The organism is Amycolatopsis camponoti, from assembly GCF_902497555.1.
In the GTDB taxonomy this organism is placed as follows: domain Bacteria; phylum Actinomycetota; class Actinomycetes; order Mycobacteriales; family Pseudonocardiaceae; genus Amycolatopsis; species Amycolatopsis camponoti.
Genome location: NZ_CABVGP010000001.1, coordinates 4,179,512 through 4,200,770 on the forward strand (window position 1 = coordinate 4,179,512; position 21,259 = coordinate 4,200,770).

Consider the following 21,259-nt stretch of genomic DNA (forward strand, 5'->3'; position numbering starts at 1 on the left):
CATGCGCGTGGCGATCGTCGGGATGTCGGTGCTGCTGCCCGGTGCCCCGGACCTCGCGGCGTACTGGCGCAACCTCGCCGGCGGCGTCGACGCGATCACCGAGGTGCCGCCGGAGAAGTGGGACAGCCTGCACTACGCGCCGGACGAGCGGCGGGCCGACCGCGTCTACTGCCGGCGCGGCGGGTTCGTCGACGAACTGGCCGAAGTGGACGTCACCGGGTTCGGGATCATGCCGAACTCCGTGCCCGCCACCGAACCCGACCAGCTGATCGCGCTGCGGGTCGCGGCGCAGGCCGTCGCGGACGCCGGCGGCCCGGAGCGGCTGCCCGCGGATCGGGCCAAGGTGGGGGTCGTCCTCGGGCGCGGCGGTTACCTGACGCCCGGGCTGGTGCGGCTCGACCAGCGCGTCCGCACCGCGAGCCAGCTGGTCCGCACCCTCGGGGAACTGCTGCCGGACCTCGACGAGGACCGCCTCGACGCCGTCCGGCAGGCCTTCACCGACCAGCTCGGCCCGGAAGCGCCGGAGTCCGCGATCGGGCTCGTGCCCAACCTGGCCGCGTCGAGGCTCGCCAACCGGCTCGACCTGCGCGGCCCGGCGTACACCGTGGACGCCGCCTGCGCGTCCTCGCTGATCGCCGTCGACCACGCCGTGCGCGAACTGGCCACCGGCCGCTGCGACGTCGTGCTCGCCGGTGGTGTCCACCACTGCCACGACATCACGTTCTGGAGCGTGTTCACCCAGCTCGGCGCGCTGTCGCCGTCCGAGCGGATCCGGCCGTTCCACCGCGACGCCGACGGCGTGCTGATCGGCGAGGGCACCGGCATCGTCGTCCTGAAGCGCCTGGCCGACGCCGAACGCGACGGTGACCGCGTCTACGCCGTGATCACCGGCACCGGCGTCGCCTCCGACGGGCGGACGGCGAGCCTGGCCAGCCCGGACTCCGGCGGCCAGGTCCGCGCGGTGCGCCAGGCGTGGGCGGCCGCGGGCCTGGACCCGGCGGCCCCGGATTCGATCGGGCTCCTGGAAGCGCACGGCACCGCGACCCCGGCCGGCGACACGGCCGAACTCGAGACCCTGGCCGAGGTGTTCGGCAGCGCGGGCGCGGCGGTGCTCGGCTCGGTCAAATCGATGATCGGGCACACGATGCCCGCCGCCGGGATCGCCGGGCTGGTCAAGGCGGCGCTGGCCGTGCACCACGGCGTCCTGCTGCCCACCCTGCACTGCGACGATCCGCACCCGATGCTCGAGAAGACCCGGTTCTCCACCGTGGACACCGCCCGGCCGTGGGACGCCGACGTGCGCCGGGCCGGCGTCAACGCGTTCGGGTTCGGCGGGATCAACGCCCACGTCGTGCTGGAGCAAGCCCCGGGGCGCCCGGTGTCCGCCGTGGTCGTCCGGGAGCCGGAGCGGGTGCTGCGGCTGGCCGCCCGGAGCATCGACGAGCTGCGCGAGCGGCTCGATCGGCCCGGATCGCCGGCCACCGGCGACGGCCCGGTCCGGCTCGGCATCGTCGACCCGACGGAGAAGCGGCTGGCCCTGGCCCGCAAGGCGATCGCCCGCGGCAAGCCGTGGCGCGGCCGCAACGACGTCTGGTTCGCCGACCGCCCGCTGCTCGGGCCCGGCGGTGGCAAGCTGGCGTTCCTGTTCCCCGGCCTGGAATCGGAGCTGGCGCTCAACTGCGGCGACGTCGCCCGCCACTTCGGGCTGCCGTGGAACCACGACGACGTCGCGGTCGGCGACGTCGGCCGCCAGGGCACCGCGGTGTTCGAACTCGGCCGCCTGCTGAACTCCGCGCTCGGCCGGCTGGGCGTCACCCCGGACGCCGTCGCCGGCCACAGCCTGGGGGAGTGGACGGCGATGGCCGTCGCCGGCGTGCACGCCGAAGCGGAGGTCGACGCGTTCCTCGCCGGGTTCGACCCGGACGCGCTCGTCGTCCCCGGTCTCGCGTTCGCCGCGATCGGCGCGCCCGCGCCCCGGGTGGCCGAGGAACTGGCCGGACGCACCGACGTCGTGCTCTCCCACGACAATTCGCCGAACCAGGCGATGGTCTGCGGCCCGGCGGCCGCGGTCGACGTCCTCGTCACGCGCTTCCGCGACGCCGGAATCGTCGCGCAGGTGCTGCCGTTCCGGTCCGGCTTCCACACGCCGATGCTGCGGCCCTACCTGGGCCCGATCCGCGAGGCGGCCGCCGGGTTCACCCTGCACCCGCCGCGGCTGCCGATCTGGTCGGCGACCACGGTATCCGAATACCCGGCCGCCGAGGCGGACGTCCGCGAGCTGTTCGTGCGGCACCTGCTGGAACCCGTCCGGTTCCGGCCGCTCGTGCGCGCGATGCACGCGGCGGGCTTCCGGGCGTTCGTGCAGGTCGGCGCCGGGCAGCTCGGCTCGCTGGTCGGCGACACCCTGCACGGCGAAGACCACCTGGTTGTGGCCGCGCACTCGGCGCACCGGCCCGGGCTCGCGCAGCTGCGCCGCGTCGCGACCGCGTTGTGGGCCGACGGCGCCGACATCGACTTCGCGCGGCTGCCCGGTGACCGCCCGGCACCCCACCGGGCCGTCAAGCTGGATCTCGGCGGGCGCCTGATCTCCCTGGACGACGAGGTCCGCGCCCGGATCGCCCTGCCGGCCACCCGCACGTCCACTGTGGACAGCCTGGCCGGGAAGGGGCCACTCGCGGCGGAGTTCGCCGCGTTGCTGGCCGACACGGCCGATCTCGCGTCCACACTCCTCACCGGCCGCCCCGATGCGCCACGTCCACGGGAAAGTGCCGACCCAGGACGGAGCTTTCCCGTGAAAGCTCCGCCACCGGTCGAGCTGGACACGACGCTGACCGTGTCCGTCGAGGCGATGCCGTACCTGCTCGACCACTGCTTCTTCAAGCAGCCGCCGCAGGCCGAGCCGGGTGACCGCTGGCCGGTGGTGCCGGCGACCACGGTCATCGACCACCTGATGGGCTTCGCCGAGCAGGCCGCGCCCGGTCGCCGCGCGGTCGCCGTGCACGACGTCCGGCTGACCCAGTGGATCACGGCGGTGCCGGCCGTGACCGTCGGCGTGCGGGTCCGGCCGCAGGGCCCCGACCGCGTGCTGGCCGCCCTCGACGGCTACTCCCAGGCCACCGTCGAACTCGCCCCGGCCTACCCGGCCGACGCACCCGCGCCGTGGCGCTTCCCCGCGTCGGCCGAGCAGGTGCCGGAAACCACGGCGGCGCAGCTGTACGCCGAACGCTGGATGTTCCACGGCCCGCGCTTCCAGGGCGTCACCGAGCTGACCGCGGTCGGCGAGCGGCACGTCCGTGCCGTGCTGACGACGCCGGCCGCGCCCGGCGCCCTGCTCGACAACGTCGGCCAGGTGCTCGGCTACTGGATCATGTCCCGGCTGACCGAGCGCACCACCGTCTTCCCGGTCGGCATGCGCGAGATCCGCTTCCACGGCCCGCACCCGGCGCCCGGCGAGCGCCTGGAGTGCCTGGTCAGGATCACCGCGCTGAGCGGCGAGTTCCTCGACGCCGACATGCAGCTCGTCCACGACGGGCAGGTCTGGGCCGAGTTCACCGGCTGGCGCGACCGCCGCTTCGACAGCACCCCGCACATCCGCCAGGCCGACCGCACGCCCGAGCGTTCGACGCTGTCGGTCGAGCAGCCGGGCGGCTGGGCGCTGGTCCACGAGCAGTGGCCGGACCTGGCGACCCGCGAGCTGATCATGCGCAACTACCTCGCGGGTGCCGAACGCGACGCCTACGACCAGCGTCCGCCGCGCGGCCGGCGTCAGTGGCTGCTCGGCCGGATCGCGGCCAAGGACGCCGTCCGCCAGTTCCTCTGGGCCGGCGGCGAGCCCGAGATGTTCCCGGCCGAGCTGCGCATCGGCAACGACGACGCCGGCCGTCCACACGCGACCGGCGCCTACGGCCGTGAGCTGCCGCCGTTGACGGTTTCCCTGGCCCACCGGGGCGAAGTCGGCGTGGCGATCGCCCGGCACGGCCGGTGCGGCATCGACGTCGAAGAGGTCGCGCCGCGGACGGAGTCCACTGTGGATGCCGCGCTGGGCGCGGGCGAGCAGGCCCTGTTCGCCGGCCTTCCCGGAGATCCGGAGCGCTGGTTCGCCCGGTTCTGGACCGCCAAGGAAGCCGTGGCGAAGCTGCTCGGCACCGGCCTGCGCGGCGAGCCCCGGGACTTCGAAGTCATCGCGGCGGCGGCGGACGCGCTCACCGTCCGCGCGGCCGGGGCCGACCACGCCGTGCGCTGCACCGACGTCGACAGCCCACCCGGCGCGCCGCCGCGCCACTACGTCGTCGCCTGGACCGAAGAGACGAAGGAGACCGCGGAATGAGCATCGAGACCACGGCCACGGACGAGGTGTCCGTGTTGGCTCAGCTCAGCGCCATGCTGCAGGAGCTGCTCGAAGAGTACGGCTTGGACGACGCCGAGATCACCATGGACACCACGTTCCACGACGACCTCGAGCTGGAGAGCGTCGACCTGGTGGCGCTGTCCGGGCAGCTGCGCGAGCACTACGGCGAGCGCGTCAACTTCGCGACGTTCATCGCCGAGCTCGACCTGGAGGAGATCATCGCGCTGACCGTCGGCGAGCTCGTCCGCTACATCGTCGCCTCCCTGCGGGCGACGGCGTGAGCCGGATCCGCGCCGGCGAACTGGACGTGCACGTCCAGCGGCTCACCCCGGAGGTCCCGCTCGACGGGGACGCGCCGCTCGTCGTGTGCGTGCACGGGCTGCTCACCGACAGCCTGGCCAGCTACTACTTCACGCTCGGCCCGGCGTTCGCCGAACGCGGCCTCGACGTGCTGATGTACGACCTGCGCGGGCACGGCCGCACGACGCGCCCGGCGTCCGGTTACCACCTGGAGGAGTTCGTCGGCGACCTCGTCGCGCTCCTCGACGCGACCGGCGTCACGCGGCCGGTGCACGTGGTCGGCAACTCGTTCGGCGCGTCGGTGGCCTTGGGGCTGGCCGCCGCCCGGCCGGACCGGGTCGCCAGCGTCGTCGTGATCGAAGGCGAACCGCCGACCGACGAGTGGACCGGGCACATGGCCGACGGGCTCGCCGACGCGAAGACCCGCCTGGCCATCGACGAGGTGATCGGCTGGATCGCCGACAACCACGGCGCGCACACCGCGCGGTTGTCCAAGGCGGCCAACAAGATCCTCCAGACCACCACGATCGCCGAGGACATCCCGCGCAGCGCGACGATCGCCGCCGACCTCTCGGCCGTGCGCTGCCCGGTGTTCGCGATCTTCGGCGGCGACTCGGGCCTCGCCGCCCAGGTGCCGCACTTCGAGACGCACCTGGACCGCTGCCGCTGCGTCGTGCTGCCCGACCAGGGTCACTCGGTGCTGGTCGAGCGGACCGCGGAGACGATCGACCTGATCTTCGACTGGGTCCGCGACACTTCGCGCGTCCCGGCGCGGGTGCGGTAGTGGCCCGGTTCCTGTTCGTCGTCCCGCCGCTGGTCGGGCACGTCAACCCGGCCGCCGGCGTGGCGGCCGAACTTGCCGCGCGCGGGCACGAGGTCGCCTGGGCCGGACACGAGGAGCTGCTGTGGCAGCTCGCCGGGCCGGCCGCGCTCGTCTTCTCCTGCGGCCTGCCGGCCGGCGCCCCCGCGCGCCCGGCCGGGCTGAAGGGACCGGCCGCGCTGCGGTTCCTCTGGGAGGACTTCCTCGTCCCGCTGGCCGACGCGATGGCCCCCGGCGTCGCCGCCGCGATCGACGCGTTCGCGCCGCACGTCGTGGTCGCCGACCAGCAGGCCTTGGCCGGCGGACTGCTCGCCGAGGCACGTGGCCTGCCGTGGGTCACTTCGGCGACGACGTCCGCCGAGCTGATCGACCCCCTTTCCGGCATGCCGAAGGTCGCCGAGTGGGTCGCCTCGCTCGTCGGCGACCTGCGGGCGCGGATCGCCGGCGGCCGCGGTTCGGCGGACCCGCGGTTCTCCCCGCACGGCGTGCTGGCGTTCACGACCCGCGAACTGCTGGGCGCGGCCGCGCTTCCGCCGAAGGTGCGGCTCGTCGGGCCGTCGCTGGGATCGCGTCCGTCCACAACGGACTTCCCGTGGGAGTGGCTCGACCCGCTCCGGCCGACGGTCCTGGTGTCGCTGGGCACGGCGAACACCGAAGCGGGCGCGAGCTTCCTCGCCACCGCCGCGGAGGCGTTCGCGGGGATGAACGCGCGCGCCGTCGTCGTCGACCCCGGCGAGGTGCTGGGACCGGTGCCGCCCAACGTCCTGGTGCGCCCGCAGGTCCCGCAGCTGCCCCTGCTGCCGCGGGTGGACGCGGTGCTCTGCCACGCGGGGCACAACACGGTGTGCGAAGCGCTGTGGCACGGTGTCCCGCTGGTGGTGGCCCCGATCCGCGACGACCAGCCGATCGTGGCGGCCCAGGTGGTGGCCGCCGGCGCGGGCATCCGGCTGCGGTTCGGCCGCTCGGGCGCGGACCGCATCGCTGCCGCCGTCGAGGAGGTGCTCACCGAGCCGTCGTACCGGCGGGCGGCGGAAACCGTGGCGACGTCGTTCCACGCGGCGGGCGGAAGCGCCGCGGCGGCCGGCCATTTGGAACAGCTCGCCTTGGAAAGCCTGGCCCATTTGAAGCCCTGAAAGTCGTGATTTACTTCGATATTTACTTCGATTAATCACGCCGTTACGGTCGAAGACATGACTGTTTCCGTCTGCGTTCCCGAAGATGTCCCCGAACTCGTCAAGTCGGCCGGCGGGCTGTTCTCCGAAGACGCCGGGCGTCACGACCCGCGCATGGACCTCGGCTGGCCGGACCGTGAGGGCGCCGCCTACTACGCGGAGCTGGTCGACGATCCGGACTGCCTGTGCCTGCTGTCCGGCGGTGGGCACTTGATCGGCAGGATGCGGCCCCTCAGCGACCTGCGGCCCGGCGCGGTGACCGCGGTGCTGGAGAGCATGCGGGTCGGCCCGGCGCACCGCCGGAGCGGGGTCGGCGCGGAGCTGGTCGCCGCGTTCTTCGACTGGGCTCGGGAAAAGGGCGCGAACGAAATCACCGTCACCGCCTACGCGGCCAATGAGGGCGCGCTGGCGTTCTACCGCGCGCAGGGGTTCCGGCCGTTCGAAGTGCGGCTGGCCCGCGAGGCCTGAGTGTGCGGTCCGGACCATTCCGGGGTCACACTGGGGGGCATGGGAATCCTGGACGGCCGGGCCGTCGTGATCACCGGCGCCGGACGCGGCCTGGGGCGGGCCTTCGCGCGGCACGCGGCGGGCAGCGGCGCCGCGGTCGTCGTCAACGACGTCGACGCGGAACCGGCGCACGAGACCGTCGCCGCCATCGAAGCGGACGGCGGCACGGCCGTCGTGAGCGTCGGCTCGGTGGCCGACGCGGAGTACGCCCGTGAGCTGATCACGCTGTGCCGCAATCGGTTCGGCCGGCTCGACGGCCTCGTGAACAACGCCGCGGTCGGCTACCACGCGCGGCCGTGGGAGGACGGCGACGCCAGGCGGACCCGGGCCCTGGTCGAGACCAACGTGCTCGGCCCGCTCCACTGCGGCACCGCGGCCGCGGAAGTGATGGTTGCCCAGGGCAACGGTGTCATCGTCAACGTGACCTCCGGGTCCATGATCGGGCAGCGCGGGGCCGCCGCCTACTCGGCGTCGAAGGGCGCGGTGGCGTCGATGACGTACTCGTGGGCGGCCGACCTGGCCTCCCGCGGCGTGCGTGTCAACGCCGTCAGCCCGATCGCCTGGACCCGGCTGATGGCCGCCGACCCGAACGGAAACCCCGACGCGTACCCGCCGGAGCGGGTGGCGCCGCTCGTGACGTACCTGCTCAGCGACCTCTCGGCCGGCGTCACCGGGCAGGTGCTGCGGCTGGCGGACGGGCACCTGCACGCCGTCCGCCAGCCCGCGATCATCCGGCCGGTGCTGCACCGGGAGGTCTGGACCCCCGAGGAGATCGCCGCGGCGGTCGACGGCGAGCTCGTCCTCGAGTCGCCGCCGCGGGACCGCTGGACCCTCTGAGCGTCCCGGACCACCGGAACGGGTGGCTATCCACAGTGGACGGCGCGCACTAGCCTCGGAGGCCGAGCGAGGAGGGCGCGAGATGACGGCCACCGCGGAGGTCGCCCACGAGCCGGGGCCCGCCCCGCTGAGCAAGGCGCGGGTCAACGCGGTGTTCGGCGCGGTACTGCTCGGGATGCTGCTGGCCGCGCTGGACCAGACCATCGTCGGCACCGCGCTGCCCACCATCGTCGGGGACCTCGGCGGCGCCGGGCACCTGTCCTGGGTGGTCACGTCCTACCTGCTGGCCGAGACGATCATGACCGTCGTCGTCGGCAAGCTCGGCGACCTGTTCGGCCGCAAGCTGATGTTCCAGCTGTCGGTGATCGTGTTCGGCATCGGCTCGTTCTGCGCCGGCTTCGCCGACAGCATGGTCTGGCTGATCGTCTGGCGCGCGGTGCAGGGCCTGGGCGGCGGCGGGCTGATGGTCACCTCGACCGCGCTCATCGCCGACGTCGTCCCGCTGCGCGAGCGCGGCAAGTACCAGGGCGTCCTCGGCTCGGTGTTCGGCGTGGTGACTGTGGCCGGCCCGATGCTCGGCGGCTTCTTCGTCGACCACCTGTCGTGGCGCTGGGCGTTCTACGTGAACATCCCGCTGGTCGTCGTGGTGCTGATCGTCGCGTCCTCGGCGATGCCGAACGCCCGCGCGGCGATCAAGCCGGTGATCGACTACGCCGGGATCCTGCTCATCGGCCTCGCCGCGACCGGGCTGACGCTCGTCACGAGCTGGGGTGGCACGCAGTACGCGTGGGGCTCGCCGACGATCATCGGGATGGCGATCGGCTCGGTGGTGCTGCTCGCGGCGTTCGTCTTCGTGGAGCTGCGGGCGAAGGAACCGATGCTGCCGATGCGGCTGTTCCGGAACCCGGTGTTCACGGTCGGCGGGATCATGAGCTTCGTCGTCGGGTTCGCGATGCTGGGCGCGTTGTCGTACCTGCCCACGTACATGCAGTACGTGCAGGGCACGTCGGCGACGTCGTCCGGGGTGCGGCTGCTGCCGATGGTCCTGGCGCTGCTCGTCGCGTCGATCGCCGCGGGCAACGCGGTGAGCAAGACCGGGCGCTACAAGATCTTCCCGCTGGTCGGCGCCGCGGGCATGACGATCGGGCTCTACCTGCTGTCGAGACTGGACTCCGACACCGGATTCTGGGAGGCGTCGGCGTACATGGCGGTGCTCGGTCTCGGGATCGGGCTCGGCATGCAGGTGCTGACCATCGCCGTGCAGAACACCGTGGACTACGCCGACCTCGGCGTCGCCACGTCGGGTGTGACGTTCCTGCGGTCGATCGGCAGCTCGTTCGGCGCGGCGATCTTCGGGACGGTGTACGCCAACCAGCTGACGCCGAACCTCGCGGCGGCGGTCGCCGCGCACCCGCTGCCGCCCGGGGTCGACCCGCGGGCGATCCAGGTGCCCACCGCCCTGCACGCGCTGCCGGACCCGGTGTCGGCGCCGGTGATCCAGGCGTACAGCGATTCCCTGCACGTGGTGTTCCTCGCCGCGGCGCCGGTCGGGCTGGTCGCTTTCGCGCTGGCCTTCTTCCTGAAGGAGGTCCCGCTTCGCGATACGGCGCGGGCGGCGGCCCCGGACCTCGGCGACGGCTTCGCGATGCCGGAGGCCCGCACGGACGACCGCGAGCTGGAACGCGCCGTCGCGACGCTGTTCTTCCGCGAGCGCCGCAAGGTGGCCCCGGCGATCGTCTCCCGGGCCGGATCGGACCTCGACGAGGGCGGCATCTGGTGCCTGCTGCAGGTCCACCTGCGCGAACGCCGCGGCGAGCCGGCGACGCTCCGGGCGATCGGCGAGTACTTCGGGGTGCCGGCGTCGGTGCTGGAACCGGCGTTCAACCGGCTGGAGCTGACCGGTCACCTGCGTTATGCCCGTGACCACTGGGAGCTGACCGACGCGGGCCGTGCCGAGTTCGGCAAGGTGGTCGGCGCGTGGCACGACTGGCTCGTGGACCGGCTCGGCGACTGGGGCACGGGCAACCGGGCCGAACTGGACGCGGCGATCGGCCGGGTCGCCGCGAGGCTGCTGGACCAGAGCGCGGAAGTCCGGACCCACGGGCGGCACGCCCTGGCCTGACCCGCGGGTCAGCGGCGCCAGAAGTCGTGAGGTGTGCGGCCCGGGCGGAAGCCGCACGATTCCACCAGGGCCGCCGCCTCCGCGAACCCGTGGCCGACCAGCCCCGGCTCGTGGGCGTCGCTGCCGAACGCGACCGCTTCGCCGCCCGCCTCGAACCACCAGCGCACCACCTCGCCCGGCAGCGGCACCTTCGTGTTGACCTCCAGCGCCCGGCCGCTCGCCTTCAGCGCGCGCAGCACCGTGCGGAACTCCTCTTCGAAGTCCGCCGCGACGAACGGCGGTCCTTCACCCGGCCACGACCTCAGCGCGTAGTCGATGTGGGCGAGCACGGCGAAGCCGGCCGTCGACTCGACCAGCCCGAGCACCTCTCCGAGATAGGCCCGCAGGATTTCACCGGGCGGCCGTCCCGAAACCAAGGTCAGCTCGTGGTGGTGCCCACCTTCCGGCAGCGAGTGCACCGAGCCGAGCACGCGGTCGAAGTCGTGGGCGGCGAGCAGCGCGTCGGCTCGCGGGCGGTGCCAGTGCGGCTCGCTCAGCTCCACGCCCGAAAGGATCCGCAGCGAAGGGAACCGCGACCGGCACTCCTCGACGCACGCCAGGTACCCCGCGACGTCGAGGTCCGGCGGCTCGAGGACACCGTCCGGACGCAGCCGCACCCGGAAGTGGTCCGGCAGCAGCGGCCGGACCGGCTCCGGGATCAGCCACGGCGTCAGGTCCGCGTGCTCGGTGAACGCCACCGACGGCAACCCCAGCTCCAGCGCCTGTTCGCACGAGCCGATCATCGACCCGGTGACCGTGTCCCACGACCATTCGGTGTGGACGTGACCGTCCGGCGGCAGGCTCATGATCCCCACGGTAGCCCCGGTTTTGGACTACGGTCGGGGCCATGGCGCAGAAGTCGGCGGCGGTCGAGCTGGAGGTCGGGCCGCACACCGTGCGGATCTCGAACCCGGACCGGGTGTACTTCCCGGCCCGTGGCGAGACGAAGCTCGACCTGGTCAACTACTACCTTTCGGTGGGCGACGGCATCGTCAACGCGCTGCGCGAGCGGCCGTGCATGCTGCACCGCTTCCCGTCCGGGGTGGCGGGGGAGAAGGTCCACCAGAAGCGCGTCCCGAACGGGGCGCCGCCGTGGCTGGAGACCGTCCGGGTGACCTTCCCGCGGTACAACCGGCACGCCGACGAGCTGTGCGTGACCGAGCTGGCCCACGTCGCCTGGGCGGTGCAGATGTCCACTGTGGAGTTCCACCCGTGGAACTCGCGCCGCGCCGACACCGAGAAGCCGGACGAGTGGCGCATCGACCTCGACCCGATGCCCGACTGCGGCTACGACCGCGTCCGCCGGGTCGCGCACATCGCGCACGAGGTCCTCGACGAGCTGGGCGCGGTCGGCTGGCCCAAGACGTCCGGTGGTCGCGGCCTGCACATCTACGTCCGGATCAAGCCGGACTGGGGTTTCCGGGAGGTCCGCCGCGCGGCTTTGGCCTTCGCGCACGAAGTCGAACGCCGCGCCCCGGACGACGTCACGACGACCTGGTGGCGCAAGGACCGCGACCCCCGGCTGCTGTTCGTCGACTACAACCAGAACGCCCGCGACCACACCATCGCCAGCGCCTACTCGGTCCGCGGCAACCCGGAAGGCACGGTGTCGACGCCGATCCGCTGGGACGAGATCGACGACGCCGAGCCCGGCGACTTCACCATCGCCACGGTCCCGGCCCGCTTCGCCGAGCTGGGCGACCTCCACGCGGACATCGACCAGGCCGTGTTCTCCCTGGAGCCGCTGCTGGAGTGGGCCGACCGCGACGGCGTCGAGGAACCACCCGAACCCGACTGACGTATTTCCGGGCGGGTTCGCGGATCTGCCCGGAGTGAAGATCGTGCTGTCCGGATTGGACGCGGCCGCGTGGAGCCTGGTCGCGTTGCAGGTGGTCCTGCGACGCGAGGGGCACACCGTGCGCGTGGCGGCCGACGTGCTCGGGGCGTGCCGTCGCGAGCGGCCGGACTGCGTGGTGCTGTCCACCACGCACGGCGCCTCGGGCGTGGACGTGCTCCGCGACGTGCGTGCCGATCCCGACTTGGCCGGGGTGCCCGTGGTGCTCGGCGGCCGGATCGCGGGCACCCGCGCGGAACTGCTGGCCCTCGGCTACGACGAGGTCTTCCCGGTCGCCGCCACGGATCCCGGGGGAGCCGTGGCGGCGCTGCGGGAGTACCTCAGGCGTCAGTCCAGGCGTTCGACGATCGTCGCGTTGGCGAGGCCGCCCGCCTCGCACATCGTCTGCAGGCCGTAGCGGCCGCCGGTCTGCTCCAGCACCGAGAGCAACGTCGTCGCCAGGCGGGCGCCGCTGCCGCCGAGCGGGTGCCCGAGCGCGATCGCGCCGCCGTTGACGTTGACCTTCGCCAGGTCGGCGCCGATCTCGGCCTGCCAGGCGAGCACGACGCTCGCGAACGCCTCGTTGACCTCGAAGGCGTCGATGTCGCCCACCGAAAGCCCGGCCCGGGCGAGGACCTTGCGGGTCGCCGGGATGACGCCGGTCAGCATGTACAGCGGGTCGTCGCCGACGACGGCGAAGCTGTGGATCCGGGCGCGGGGCCGCAGTCCGAGCGCCTTCGCCGTCTCGGAGCTGGTGATCATCAGCGCGGCGGCGCCGTCGTTGATCGGCGAGGAGTTGCCCGCGGTCACGTGCCAGCCGAGGTCCGGGAACCGCTGCTCCCAGACGTCGGCGCGAAACGCGGGCTTCAGCCCGGCGAGGATCTCCGGCGTGGTGCCCGGCCGGACCGTCTCGTCGGTCGTGACGTCGGCGGGCACGCCGTTCGGACCGGGCGCCTTGAGCGGCGCGACCTCGCCGGCGAACTTCCCGTCCGCCCACGCCTTCGCGGCCCGCTGGTGGCTTTCCGCGGAGAACTCGTCGAGCTGAGCCCGGCTGAGGCCCCACTTCGCGGCGATCAGCTCCGCGCTGATGCCCTGCGGCACCAGGCCGTCCGGGTAGCGCGCGGCGACCTGCGTCCCGAACGGGTCGCGCCCGGCCACCTGGCTGCCCATCGGCACCCGGCTCATCGACTCGACGCCGGAGGCGATCACCAGGTCGTACGCGCCGGCGATGACGCCCTGCGCGGCGAAGTGGACGGCCTGCTGGCTGCTGCCGCACTGCCGGTCCACGGTCACCGCCGGCACCGACTCCGGCAGGCCCGCGGCCAGCGCGGCCCAGCGGGCGGTGTTCATGCTCTGCTCGCCGATCTGGCCGACGGCGCCGCTGATCACGTCGTCGATCCGGGCCGGGTCGACGCCGGTGCGCTCGACGAGCGAGCGGAGCGCGTGGGCGTGCAGGTCGACCGGGTGCACCCCGGCCAGTGTGCCGTTCGGCTTGCCCTTGCCGATCGGGGTCCGTACCGCGTCGACGATCACCGCGTCCGTCATGGCGTCTGCCTCCTCGCAGATCGGGGATACGTTCGGTATACGCCGGGTGAGTTGGATACCACAACTGACCTGTTCGGCACGTCACAGGAGGTTGACGTGCTAGGTTGGATTTTCAACCCCATGGAGGTGGCATGGTCCGGCGTGGTCGCGAATGCTCGGTCGCCGAGGCGCTCGAGGTCGTCGGCGAGCGCTGGAGCCTGCTCGCGCTGCGGGAGATCATGCTGGGGGAGCGGCGCTTCAACCAGATCGCCGAGAACACCGGCGCGAGCCGCGACATCCTGGCCGCGCGGCTGCGCAAGCTCGTCGACGCGGGCGTGCTCGAGAAGGTCCAGTACGAGGCCCACCCGCCGCGTCACGAGTACTACCCGACCGAAGCCGGCCGCGCGCTGCAGCCGCTCCTGCTCGGTCTGATGGCCTGGGGCGACAAGTACGTCCACCAGGGCGAACCGCCCACGTTGTGGCGCCACGCCTGCGGCGAGGTGCTGGAGCCGGCCACCGTGTGCGCCCACTGCGGCGAGCCGGTCAACGCTCCCGGCACCCACGCGATCCGGCTGGGCGCCGTGCGCTGACCCTCGTTCCGCCCAGGCCTCCTCGCATCCCCCGCGAGGAGGCCTTTTTGGCGTTCGGGCGTTGACTTGAGACCCCCGTCACGGTAACTCTTGAACGAATCAGTGCAAGAACCTGACAACAGTGCGAGAAATCGCGGCAGACGTCAGGAAGATTCCGCCCCGCCCCTCGACGAAGAGGTGCCCATGACGGCTGTCCCGTGCTGCCCGCGTGCGCCCCCGGACCGGGTCCCGCGCCCGTCCCGTTCCCCGGTTGTGCCGTCCCGACGCGTCTCCCCTCCTCCCCGGATCCGAGGAAACCCATGAGTACGAAGCGACTTCTGTCGCGCGCGGCGACCTACGCCGCCCTGTCCCTCCTCCTGGCCACCCCCGCCGTCGCCGCGAGCGCCGCCCCGGCCGGCACCTCCGCGCAGGTGGTTCAAGCTGCCGCCCAAGCCGCCGCCGCGACCTACACCGCCAGCAGCCAGCTCGCCGGCTACCCCGTGTCGAACGTCGGCGACGGCAACCAGGCCACCTACTGGGAGAGCGCGAACAACCAGTTCCCGCAGTGGGTCCAGGCCGACCTCGGCGCGGCCACGAACGTCGCCCAGCTGGTGCTCAAGCTGCCCTCGAACTGGGAGGCCCGCACCGAGACCTTCAGCGTTCAAGGCAGCACGAACGGCACGAGCTTCAGCGACCTCAAGGCCTCGGCCGGCTACCGGTTCGACCCGGCGACCGGGAACACCGTCACCGTGGACGTCACCGGCAGCACCCGTTATGTCCGGGTGAACGTGACGGGCAACACCGGCTGGCCCGCCGCGCAGCTGTCGGAGTTCGAGGTGCACGGCCCGGCCGGCGGCGACACGCAGCCGCCGTCCGCGCCCGGCAACCTCGCCTACACCCAGCCCGCGAGCGGCCAGATCCGGCTCACCTGGGCGGCGTCGACCGACAACACCGGGGTCGCGGGCTACGACGTCTACGCCAACGGCCAGCTCCGCGGCAGCGTCGCCGGAACCGTCCTGACCTACACCGACAACCAGCCCGACAGCGTGACCGTCGCCTACTACGTCCGTGCGAAGGATGCGGCGGGCAACCAGTCCGCGAACAGCGCCACCGTGACGCGCAACGGCACCCAGGCCGGGACGAACCTCGCGGTGGGCAAGCCGATCACGGCGTCCTCGACCGAGTTCACGTTCGTCGCGGCCAACGCCAACGACAACTCGACCAGCACGTACTGGGAGGGCGGCGGTGGGACCTACCCGAACCTGCTGACCGTCGCCTTGGGCGCCAACGCCGACCTCAACCAGGTCGTCGTGAAGCTCAACCCCGACGCGTCGTGGGGTCCGCGGACCCAGACGATCGCCGTCGAGGGCCGTGAGCAGAGCGGGACCGCGTTCACCACGCTGTCCGCCGCGCAGACCTACAGCTTCAGCCCGTCCACCGGCAACACCGTGACGATCCCGCTGAGCGGCCGCGCCGCCGACGTCCGCCTGCGCGTCACCGCCAACTCCGGCGCCGGCGGCGGGCAGGCCGCGGAGTTCCAGGTCTTCGGCGTCCCCGCGCCGAACCCGGACCTGACGATCTCGGGGGTGTCCTGGTCACCGCAGAACCCCGTCGAGACCGACGCGATCACGGCGTCGGCGACCGTCCGCAACGCCGGGACGGCCGCTTCGGGCGCGACGAACGTGAACCTCTACCTGGGCACGACCAAGGTCGGCACCGCGGACGTCGGCGCGCTCGCCGCCGGCGCGTCGGCGACGGTGTCGGCGAACATCGGCACCCGGGACGCGGGCAGCTACCAGCTGACCGCGAAGGTCGACGAGGCCAACGCCGTCATCGAACAGAACGAGGCCAACAACTCCTACACCGGCTCGACGGCGCTGGTCGTCAGCCCGGTGCAGAGCTCCGACCTCGTCGCGGCCACGGCGTGGTCGCCGACCAACCCGTCCGCGGGCAACACCGTCACGTTCACCACGACCCTGCGCAACCAGGGCACGGTGGCTTCGGCGGGCGGCGCCCACGGCGTCACGGTGACGATCGCCGACCAGAACGGCACCGTCGTCAAGACGCTGACCGGCAGCTACACCGGGGCCATCGCCGCCGGAGCCACCGCGGCGCCCGTGACCGTCGGCACCTGGACCGCCGCCAACGGCCGGTACAGCGTGAAGACGGTCGTCGCGAACGACGCCAACGAGCTGCCGGTGAAGCAGGCCAACAACACGAGCACGCAGGCGCTGTTCGTCGGCCGGGGCGCGAACATGCCCTACGACATGTACGAAGCCGAAGACGGCGTCGTCGCCGGCGGCGCGTCGGTGGTCGGCCCGAACCGGACGATCGGCGACCTCGCGGGCGAGGCGTCGGGCCGCAAGGCCGTGACGCTGAACTCGACCGGCTCGTCGGTGGAGTTCACGACCCGCGCGGCGACCAACACCCTCGTCACCCGGTTCTCCATCCCGGACTCCGCGGGCGGCGGCGGGCAGAACTCGACGCTGAACGTCTACGTCGACGGCACGTTCCTCAAGGCCATCGACCTGACCTCGCACTACGCGTGGCTCTACGGCGCCGAAACCGGCCCGGGCAACTCGCCGGGCGCCGGTCCTCGTCACATCTACGACGAGGCCAGCGCGATGCTCGGCACGACCGTGCCCGCCGGGCACAAGATCAAGCTGCAGAAGGACGCGGCCAACAGCACGAACTACGCGATCGACTTCGTGAACTTCGAGCAGGCCACCGCGACCGCCAACCCGGACCCGGCGCACTTCGCCGTGCCCGCCGGGTTCACGCAGCAGGACGTGCAGAGCGCCCTCGACAAGGTCCGCCAGGACACGACGCTCACCGGCGTCTACCTGCCGGCCGGGAACTACGCGCTGTCGAGCAAGCTCAACGTCTACGGCAAGGCCGTCACGGTCACCGGTGCCGGGCCGTGGTTCACGAAGTTCTCCGCGCCGTCGGGTCAGGAGAACACCGACATCGGCATCGACGTGCAGGCGAGCGCGAACGGGTCGACCTTCAGCGGGTTCGCGGTGTTCGGGAACTACACCTCGCGCATCGACGGCCCCGGCAAGGTGTTCAACCTGACCAACGTCGCGAACCTGACGATCGACAACATCTGGGTCGAGCACCAGGTGGTGATGGTCTGGGGCACGAACGTGGACAACACCACGATCAAGAACTCCCGGATCCGTGACACCTTCGCCGACGGCGTCAACCTCACGAACGGGAGCACCGGCAACCACGTCACCAACATCGAGGCCCGGTCCACCGGCGACGACAGTTTCGCGCTGTTCGCCGCCACGGACATCAACCAGGGCAACCAGTACGACAACGTGTTCGAGAACCTGACTTCGCTCACCCCGTGGCGCGCGGCCGGGCTGGCGGTTTACGGCGGGTACAACAACACCTTCCGGAACCTCTACATCGCGGACACGCTGACGTACTCGGCGATCACGATCAGCTCGCTCGACTTCGGCTACCCGTTCCTCGGGTTCGGGCCGCAGCCGACGACGGTCCAGAACGCCTCGCTCGTCCGGGACGGCGGCCACTTCTGGGGCCAGCAGACGTTCCCGGCGATCTGGTTGTTCTCCGCGTCCAAGGAGTTCCGCGGCATCCGGGTGTCCGATGTGGACATCCAGAGCCCGACCTACAGCGGCATCATGTTCCAGACCAAGTACGACGGCACCACGCCGGAGAACCCGGTCCAGGACACGGTGCTGACGAACGTGTCGATCACCGGCGCACACCGCAGCGGTGACCAGTTCGACGCCAAGTCGGGGATCGGGATCTGGGCCAACGAGCTGCCGGAACCTGGTCAGGGCCCGGCCGTCGGCTCGGCGACGTTCACCGGGCTGACGTTGAGCGACAACGACCAGGACATCCGCAACACGACCGGCACGTTCACCATCATCCGCAACTAGACAGGCACACGGGTGCCCGCCGGGAAACCGTTTCCCGGCGGGCGCCGCCGTGCCAGGATGACGCCGGAGGTGGTCGACGTGCGGATCCTGGTCACCGGCGGTACCGGACAGCTCGGCAGGCCGGTCGTCGAACGGCTGCGCGCGGCGGGGGAGGAGGTCCGCGTGCTGAGCCGGCGGCCCGCGCCCGGCGTCGTCCCCGGCGACCTGCGGACCGGGCGCGGCATCGACAGCGCGCTGGCCGGCGTCGACGTGGTCGTCCACTGCGCCACCGACTTCTTCGGCCGCGAGACGGACTTCGCGCGCACGCTCGCCGAGGCGGCGCGCTGGGCCGGGGGGCCGCACCTGGTCTACGTCTCGATCGTCGGCGTCGACCGCGTCCCGCTCGGCTACTACCGCAGCAAGCTCGAGACCGAGGAGTTCCTCGCGGCCTCCGGGCTGCCGCACACGATCCAGCGGGCGACGCAGTTCCACGCGCTCGTCCGCACGCTGTTCGCCGGCGCGTCCCGGCTGCCGGTGCTGCCCGTCCCGCGGCTGTCGTTCCAGCCGGTGGACGTCCGGGACGTCGCGGAGCGGCTCGCGGACCTCGCCCTGAGCGACCCGGCCGGGCGGGTCCCGGACTTCGGTGGTCCGGAGATCCTCGCCGCGGCCGAGCTGGCGCAGGCGGTCGCGGAGGCGAGCGGACGGCGACGGCGGATCGTGCCGGTGAGCGTGCCGGGCGAGACGTTCCGCGCCTACGCCGGCGGCGGTCACCTCGCGCCGGAGCACCTCGACGGCACGATCACCTTCCGGCAGTACCTGGCGGGGCAGGCGGACGCGGGTGTGCTGCGGTACCGGGCGCGCTGACCGGTCGTATGTTTTCGGATTAATTACGAAGAATCTTGACCCCGGATCCGGATAGGTCATATGTTTGGCGGGCTGCACGCCGGTCCCCGCCTCAACGCCGAACGGATCCGACATGTCGAACCCTCCCTCTCGCCGCACCTTCCTCAAGCTCGGTGGCGCGGTCGGCGCCGGAGCTGCCCTCAGTGGCATCCCTCCTTTCACCGCAAACGCCGACGTCACGCGCCCGACGGGCCTCGAACTCGTGCCCGACGGTCAGGCGACGACCCTCTGGTACCCGGCGCCCGCGGTCGAGGGCAAGATCATCGAGCAGGGCCTGCCGATCGGAAATGGTCGGATCGGTGCCCTTGTCGGCGGTGACCCGGCCGCCGACTTCCTCTACCTCGCCGACGCGTCACTGTGGACCGGTGGCGCCAACGACGTCCTCGAAGACGACGGCCAGTTCCCCTACGAGCGCGAGAAGTTCGGCACGCTCGGGCTGCTGGCCAAGGTGCGGATCTCCGTGCCGGCGCACACCGGCGTGACCGGCTACCGCCGCACGCTCGACCTGAGCAACGGCGTCGTCGTGATCACCTACCGGCACGACGGCGTGCGGTACCGCCGCGAGTACTTCGTGAGCCACCCCGACGACGTCGTGGTGGTCCGGCTCAGCGGCGGGCCCGTGACCGGGTCGGTCTCGCTGGAGCCGACCCGCGGCGAGCCGATGTCGGGCCCGGCGGCGTTCACCGGCACCTTCGCCAACGGCCTGAAGTACGCGTGCACCGCGGCCGGTGGGGTGACCTTCACCGGGAGCCGCGAGGTCGTCATCGTGCTCAGCGGGGGCACGAACTACGTGCCCGACGCGGCCCGGAAGTTCCTCGATGCGTCGCTCGACCCCCTGGCGCTGGCGAAGCAGAAGGCGTCGAAGGCTTTGCGCGCCGGGGGAGGGGCGCTGCTGGGTACGCACGTCGCGGACTACCGGCGGCTCTACGACCGGATGACCGTCGACCTGGGCCAGTCGCCGCCGGCGAAGCGGGCGCTGGACACGTGGTCGCGGCTGGTGGCCCGCCACGACGACCCGGCCACGCCCGACCCGGAGCTGGAGGCGAGCTACCTGCAGTTCGGCCGGTACCTGACGATCACCGGCTCGCGCGACGGGCTGCCGATGGGACTGCAAGGACTGTGGCAGAACACCAACACGCCGGACTGGATGAGCGACTACCACACCGACATCAACGTCCAGATGAACTACTGGCTGGCTGACCGCGCGGCGCTGCCCGGGAGCTTCACTGCACTGGCCGACTACTGCCTCGCGCAGCTTCCCGTGTGGACGGACAGCACGAAACGCCTGTTCAACGACCCTCGCAACAGGTTCCGGAACACCGGCGGCAAGATCGGCGGCTGGGCGATCGCGTTTTCGACCAACATCTACGGCGGCTCCGGCTGGTGGTGGCACCCCGCCGGCAACGCGTGGCTGTGCAACTCGCTGTGGGACCACTACGCGTTCACCCAGGACAAGGCGTACCTCGCGCGGATCTACCCACTGCTCAAGGGGGCGGCCGAGTTCTGGGAGGCCCGGCTGCTCCCGATGACGGTCGACGGCCGCGAGGTGCTCGTCGACGACCACGACTGGTCGCCCGAACACGGCCCGCAGGACACCCTCGGCAACACCTACTCCCAGGAGATCGTCTGGGACCTGTTCGAGCACTACCGCGACGCCGTCGCGGTCCTGGGGCGCGACCGCGCGTACGGCGACCGGATCGCCGGGCTGCAGCGGAAGCTGTACCTGCCGAAGGTGAGCCCCACGACCGGCTGGCTCGAGGAGTGGATGTCGCCGGACAACCTCGGCGAGACGACGCACCGGCACCTGTCCCCGCTGATCGGCTTCTTCCCGGGCGACCGGATCGCCGCCGACACCGCGTCGCCGGAGCTGCTCGACGGCGTGCGCGCGCTGCTGGTCGCGCGCGGGATGGACAGTTATGGCTGGGCGTGTGCGTGGCGCTCGGCGTGCTGGGCGCGGCTCAAGGACGCCGAGAAGGCGTACCAGCTGCTGCTCACGGTGCTGCGGCCGTCGGTCGCCAACGGCAACGGGACCGCGCCGAACTTCTTCGACATGTACAGCCAGGGCAGCTACACGATCTTCCAGATCGACGCGAACCTCGGCGCGCCGGCGGCGATGGCGGAGATGCTCGTGTACTCGCGGCCCGGCGTGCTGGAGCTGCTGCCGGCGCTGCCCTCGGCGTGGGCCCGGTCGGGCCGGGTGACCGGGATCGGCGCCCGCGGTGGGTTCGAGGTCGACCTGTCCTGGCGCGACGGGAAGGTGACGCGGGCGGTGGTCCGGAGCGTCGGCGGGACCCGGACGGAGGTGCGCGCGGGCGGCTGGCGCCGCGTGCTTTCCCTGCGGCCGGGGCAGTCGGTCACGGTCCAGCCAAGTTGAGGGGTAACCTCCGGAAACTG

The 21,259-nt window shown here is 72.2% G+C and carries 15 protein-coding genes; 13 read left to right on the top strand and 2 right to left on the bottom strand.

All coding sequences use genetic code 11. From position 1 onward, the window contains the following. Position 1: 1 nt before the first annotated feature. The 7 genes from AA23TX_RS19595 (at position 2) to AA23TX_RS19625 (ending at position 10,106) form a co-directional block, all read left to right on the top strand. On the top strand, positions 2–4,327 hold the full coding sequence (locus tag AA23TX_RS19595; RefSeq protein ID WP_155543937.1) for a beta-ketoacyl synthase N-terminal-like domain-containing protein: 4,326 nt from the start codon (positions 2–4) through the stop codon (positions 4,325–4,327). Then, a complete protein-coding gene (locus tag AA23TX_RS19600) occupies positions 4,324–4,629 on the top strand; it encodes an acyl carrier protein (protein WP_155543938.1) in 306 nt (101 codons plus the stop codon). The genes AA23TX_RS19595 and AA23TX_RS19600 overlap by 4 nt, the downstream gene beginning before the upstream one ends. Beyond that, entirely contained in the window at positions 4,626–5,432 is an 807-nt protein-coding gene (locus AA23TX_RS19605; RefSeq protein ID WP_155543939.1) for an alpha/beta fold hydrolase, read from the top strand. Before AA23TX_RS19600 ends, AA23TX_RS19605 begins: the two co-directional genes overlap by 4 nt. Next, positions 5,432–6,601 (top strand): glycosyltransferase, encoded by a 1,170-nt coding sequence (locus AA23TX_RS19610; RefSeq protein WP_155543940.1) that lies wholly within the window; start codon positions 5,432–5,434, stop codon positions 6,599–6,601. Before AA23TX_RS19605 ends, AA23TX_RS19610 begins: the two co-directional genes overlap by 1 nt. Before the next feature lie 57 nt (positions 6,602–6,658). After that, positions 6,659–7,108, top strand: a complete 450-nt coding sequence (locus AA23TX_RS19615; RefSeq protein ID WP_155543941.1) for a GNAT family N-acetyltransferase — start codon at positions 6,659–6,661, stop codon at positions 7,106–7,108. A gap of 39 nt (positions 7,109–7,147) precedes the next feature. Beyond that, positions 7,148–7,984, top strand: coding sequence for an SDR family NAD(P)-dependent oxidoreductase (locus AA23TX_RS19620; protein ID WP_155543942.1), 837 nt, complete (start codon positions 7,148–7,150; stop codon positions 7,982–7,984). A gap of 82 nt (positions 7,985–8,066) precedes the next feature. Further along, the gene (locus AA23TX_RS19625) at positions 8,067–10,106 is read left to right on the top strand and encodes an MDR family MFS transporter (protein WP_155543943.1); all 2,040 of its coding nucleotides are present in this window, start codon (positions 8,067–8,069) and stop codon (positions 10,104–10,106) included. Positions 10,107–10,114: 8 nt separating this feature from the next. Here the strand turns inward: AA23TX_RS19625 and AA23TX_RS19630 are convergent, their stop codons facing one another. Then, positions 10,115–10,951, bottom strand: coding sequence for a PHP domain-containing protein (locus AA23TX_RS19630; RefSeq protein WP_155543944.1), 837 nt, complete (start codon positions 10,949–10,951; stop codon positions 10,115–10,117). 41 nt (positions 10,952–10,992) lie between these two features. Between AA23TX_RS19630 and ligD the strand changes: the two genes are divergently transcribed. Both ligD and AA23TX_RS19640 read left to right on the top strand, forming a co-directional pair. After that, on the top strand, positions 10,993–11,943 hold the full coding sequence (gene ligD, locus AA23TX_RS19635; protein ID WP_155543945.1) for a non-homologous end-joining DNA ligase: 951 nt from the start codon (positions 10,993–10,995) through the stop codon (positions 11,941–11,943). 34 nt (positions 11,944–11,977) lie between these two features. Further along, the gene (locus AA23TX_RS19640) at positions 11,978–12,397 is read left to right on the top strand and encodes a response regulator transcription factor (protein ID WP_155543946.1); all 420 of its coding nucleotides are present in this window, start codon (positions 11,978–11,980) and stop codon (positions 12,395–12,397) included. Here AA23TX_RS19640 and AA23TX_RS19645 read toward each other — a convergent pair. Next, positions 12,328–13,524 (bottom strand): thiolase family protein, encoded by a 1,197-nt coding sequence (locus AA23TX_RS19645; protein ID WP_155543947.1) that lies wholly within the window; start codon positions 13,522–13,524, stop codon positions 12,328–12,330. The genes AA23TX_RS19640 and AA23TX_RS19645 overlap by 70 nt on opposite strands. A gap of 131 nt (positions 13,525–13,655) precedes the next feature. Between AA23TX_RS19645 and AA23TX_RS19650 the strand changes: the two genes are divergently transcribed. The 4 genes from AA23TX_RS19650 to AA23TX_RS19665 all read left to right on the top strand — a co-directional run bounded on the left by AA23TX_RS19650 (position 13,656) and on the right by AA23TX_RS19665 (position 21,239). Continuing rightward, positions 13,656–14,093: a winged helix-turn-helix transcriptional regulator gene (locus tag AA23TX_RS19650; RefSeq protein WP_155543948.1), complete on the top strand. Its 438-nt coding sequence runs from the start codon at positions 13,656–13,658 to the stop codon at positions 14,091–14,093. Between the two features lie 299 nt (positions 14,094–14,392). Beyond that, positions 14,393–17,983 (top strand): discoidin domain-containing protein, encoded by a 3,591-nt coding sequence (locus AA23TX_RS19655; protein ID WP_155543949.1) that lies wholly within the window; start codon positions 14,393–14,395, stop codon positions 17,981–17,983. Between the two features lie 57 nt (positions 17,984–18,040). After that, on the top strand, positions 18,041–18,826 hold the full coding sequence (locus tag AA23TX_RS19660; RefSeq protein ID WP_196425379.1) for an SDR family oxidoreductase: 786 nt from the start codon (positions 18,041–18,043) through the stop codon (positions 18,824–18,826). Positions 18,827–18,938: 112 nt separating this feature from the next. Continuing rightward, positions 18,939–21,239 (top strand): glycosyl hydrolase family 95 catalytic domain-containing protein, encoded by a 2,301-nt coding sequence (locus AA23TX_RS19665; protein ID WP_155543950.1) that lies wholly within the window; start codon positions 18,939–18,941, stop codon positions 21,237–21,239. The last annotated feature ends 20 nt before the right edge of the window (positions 21,240–21,259 follow it).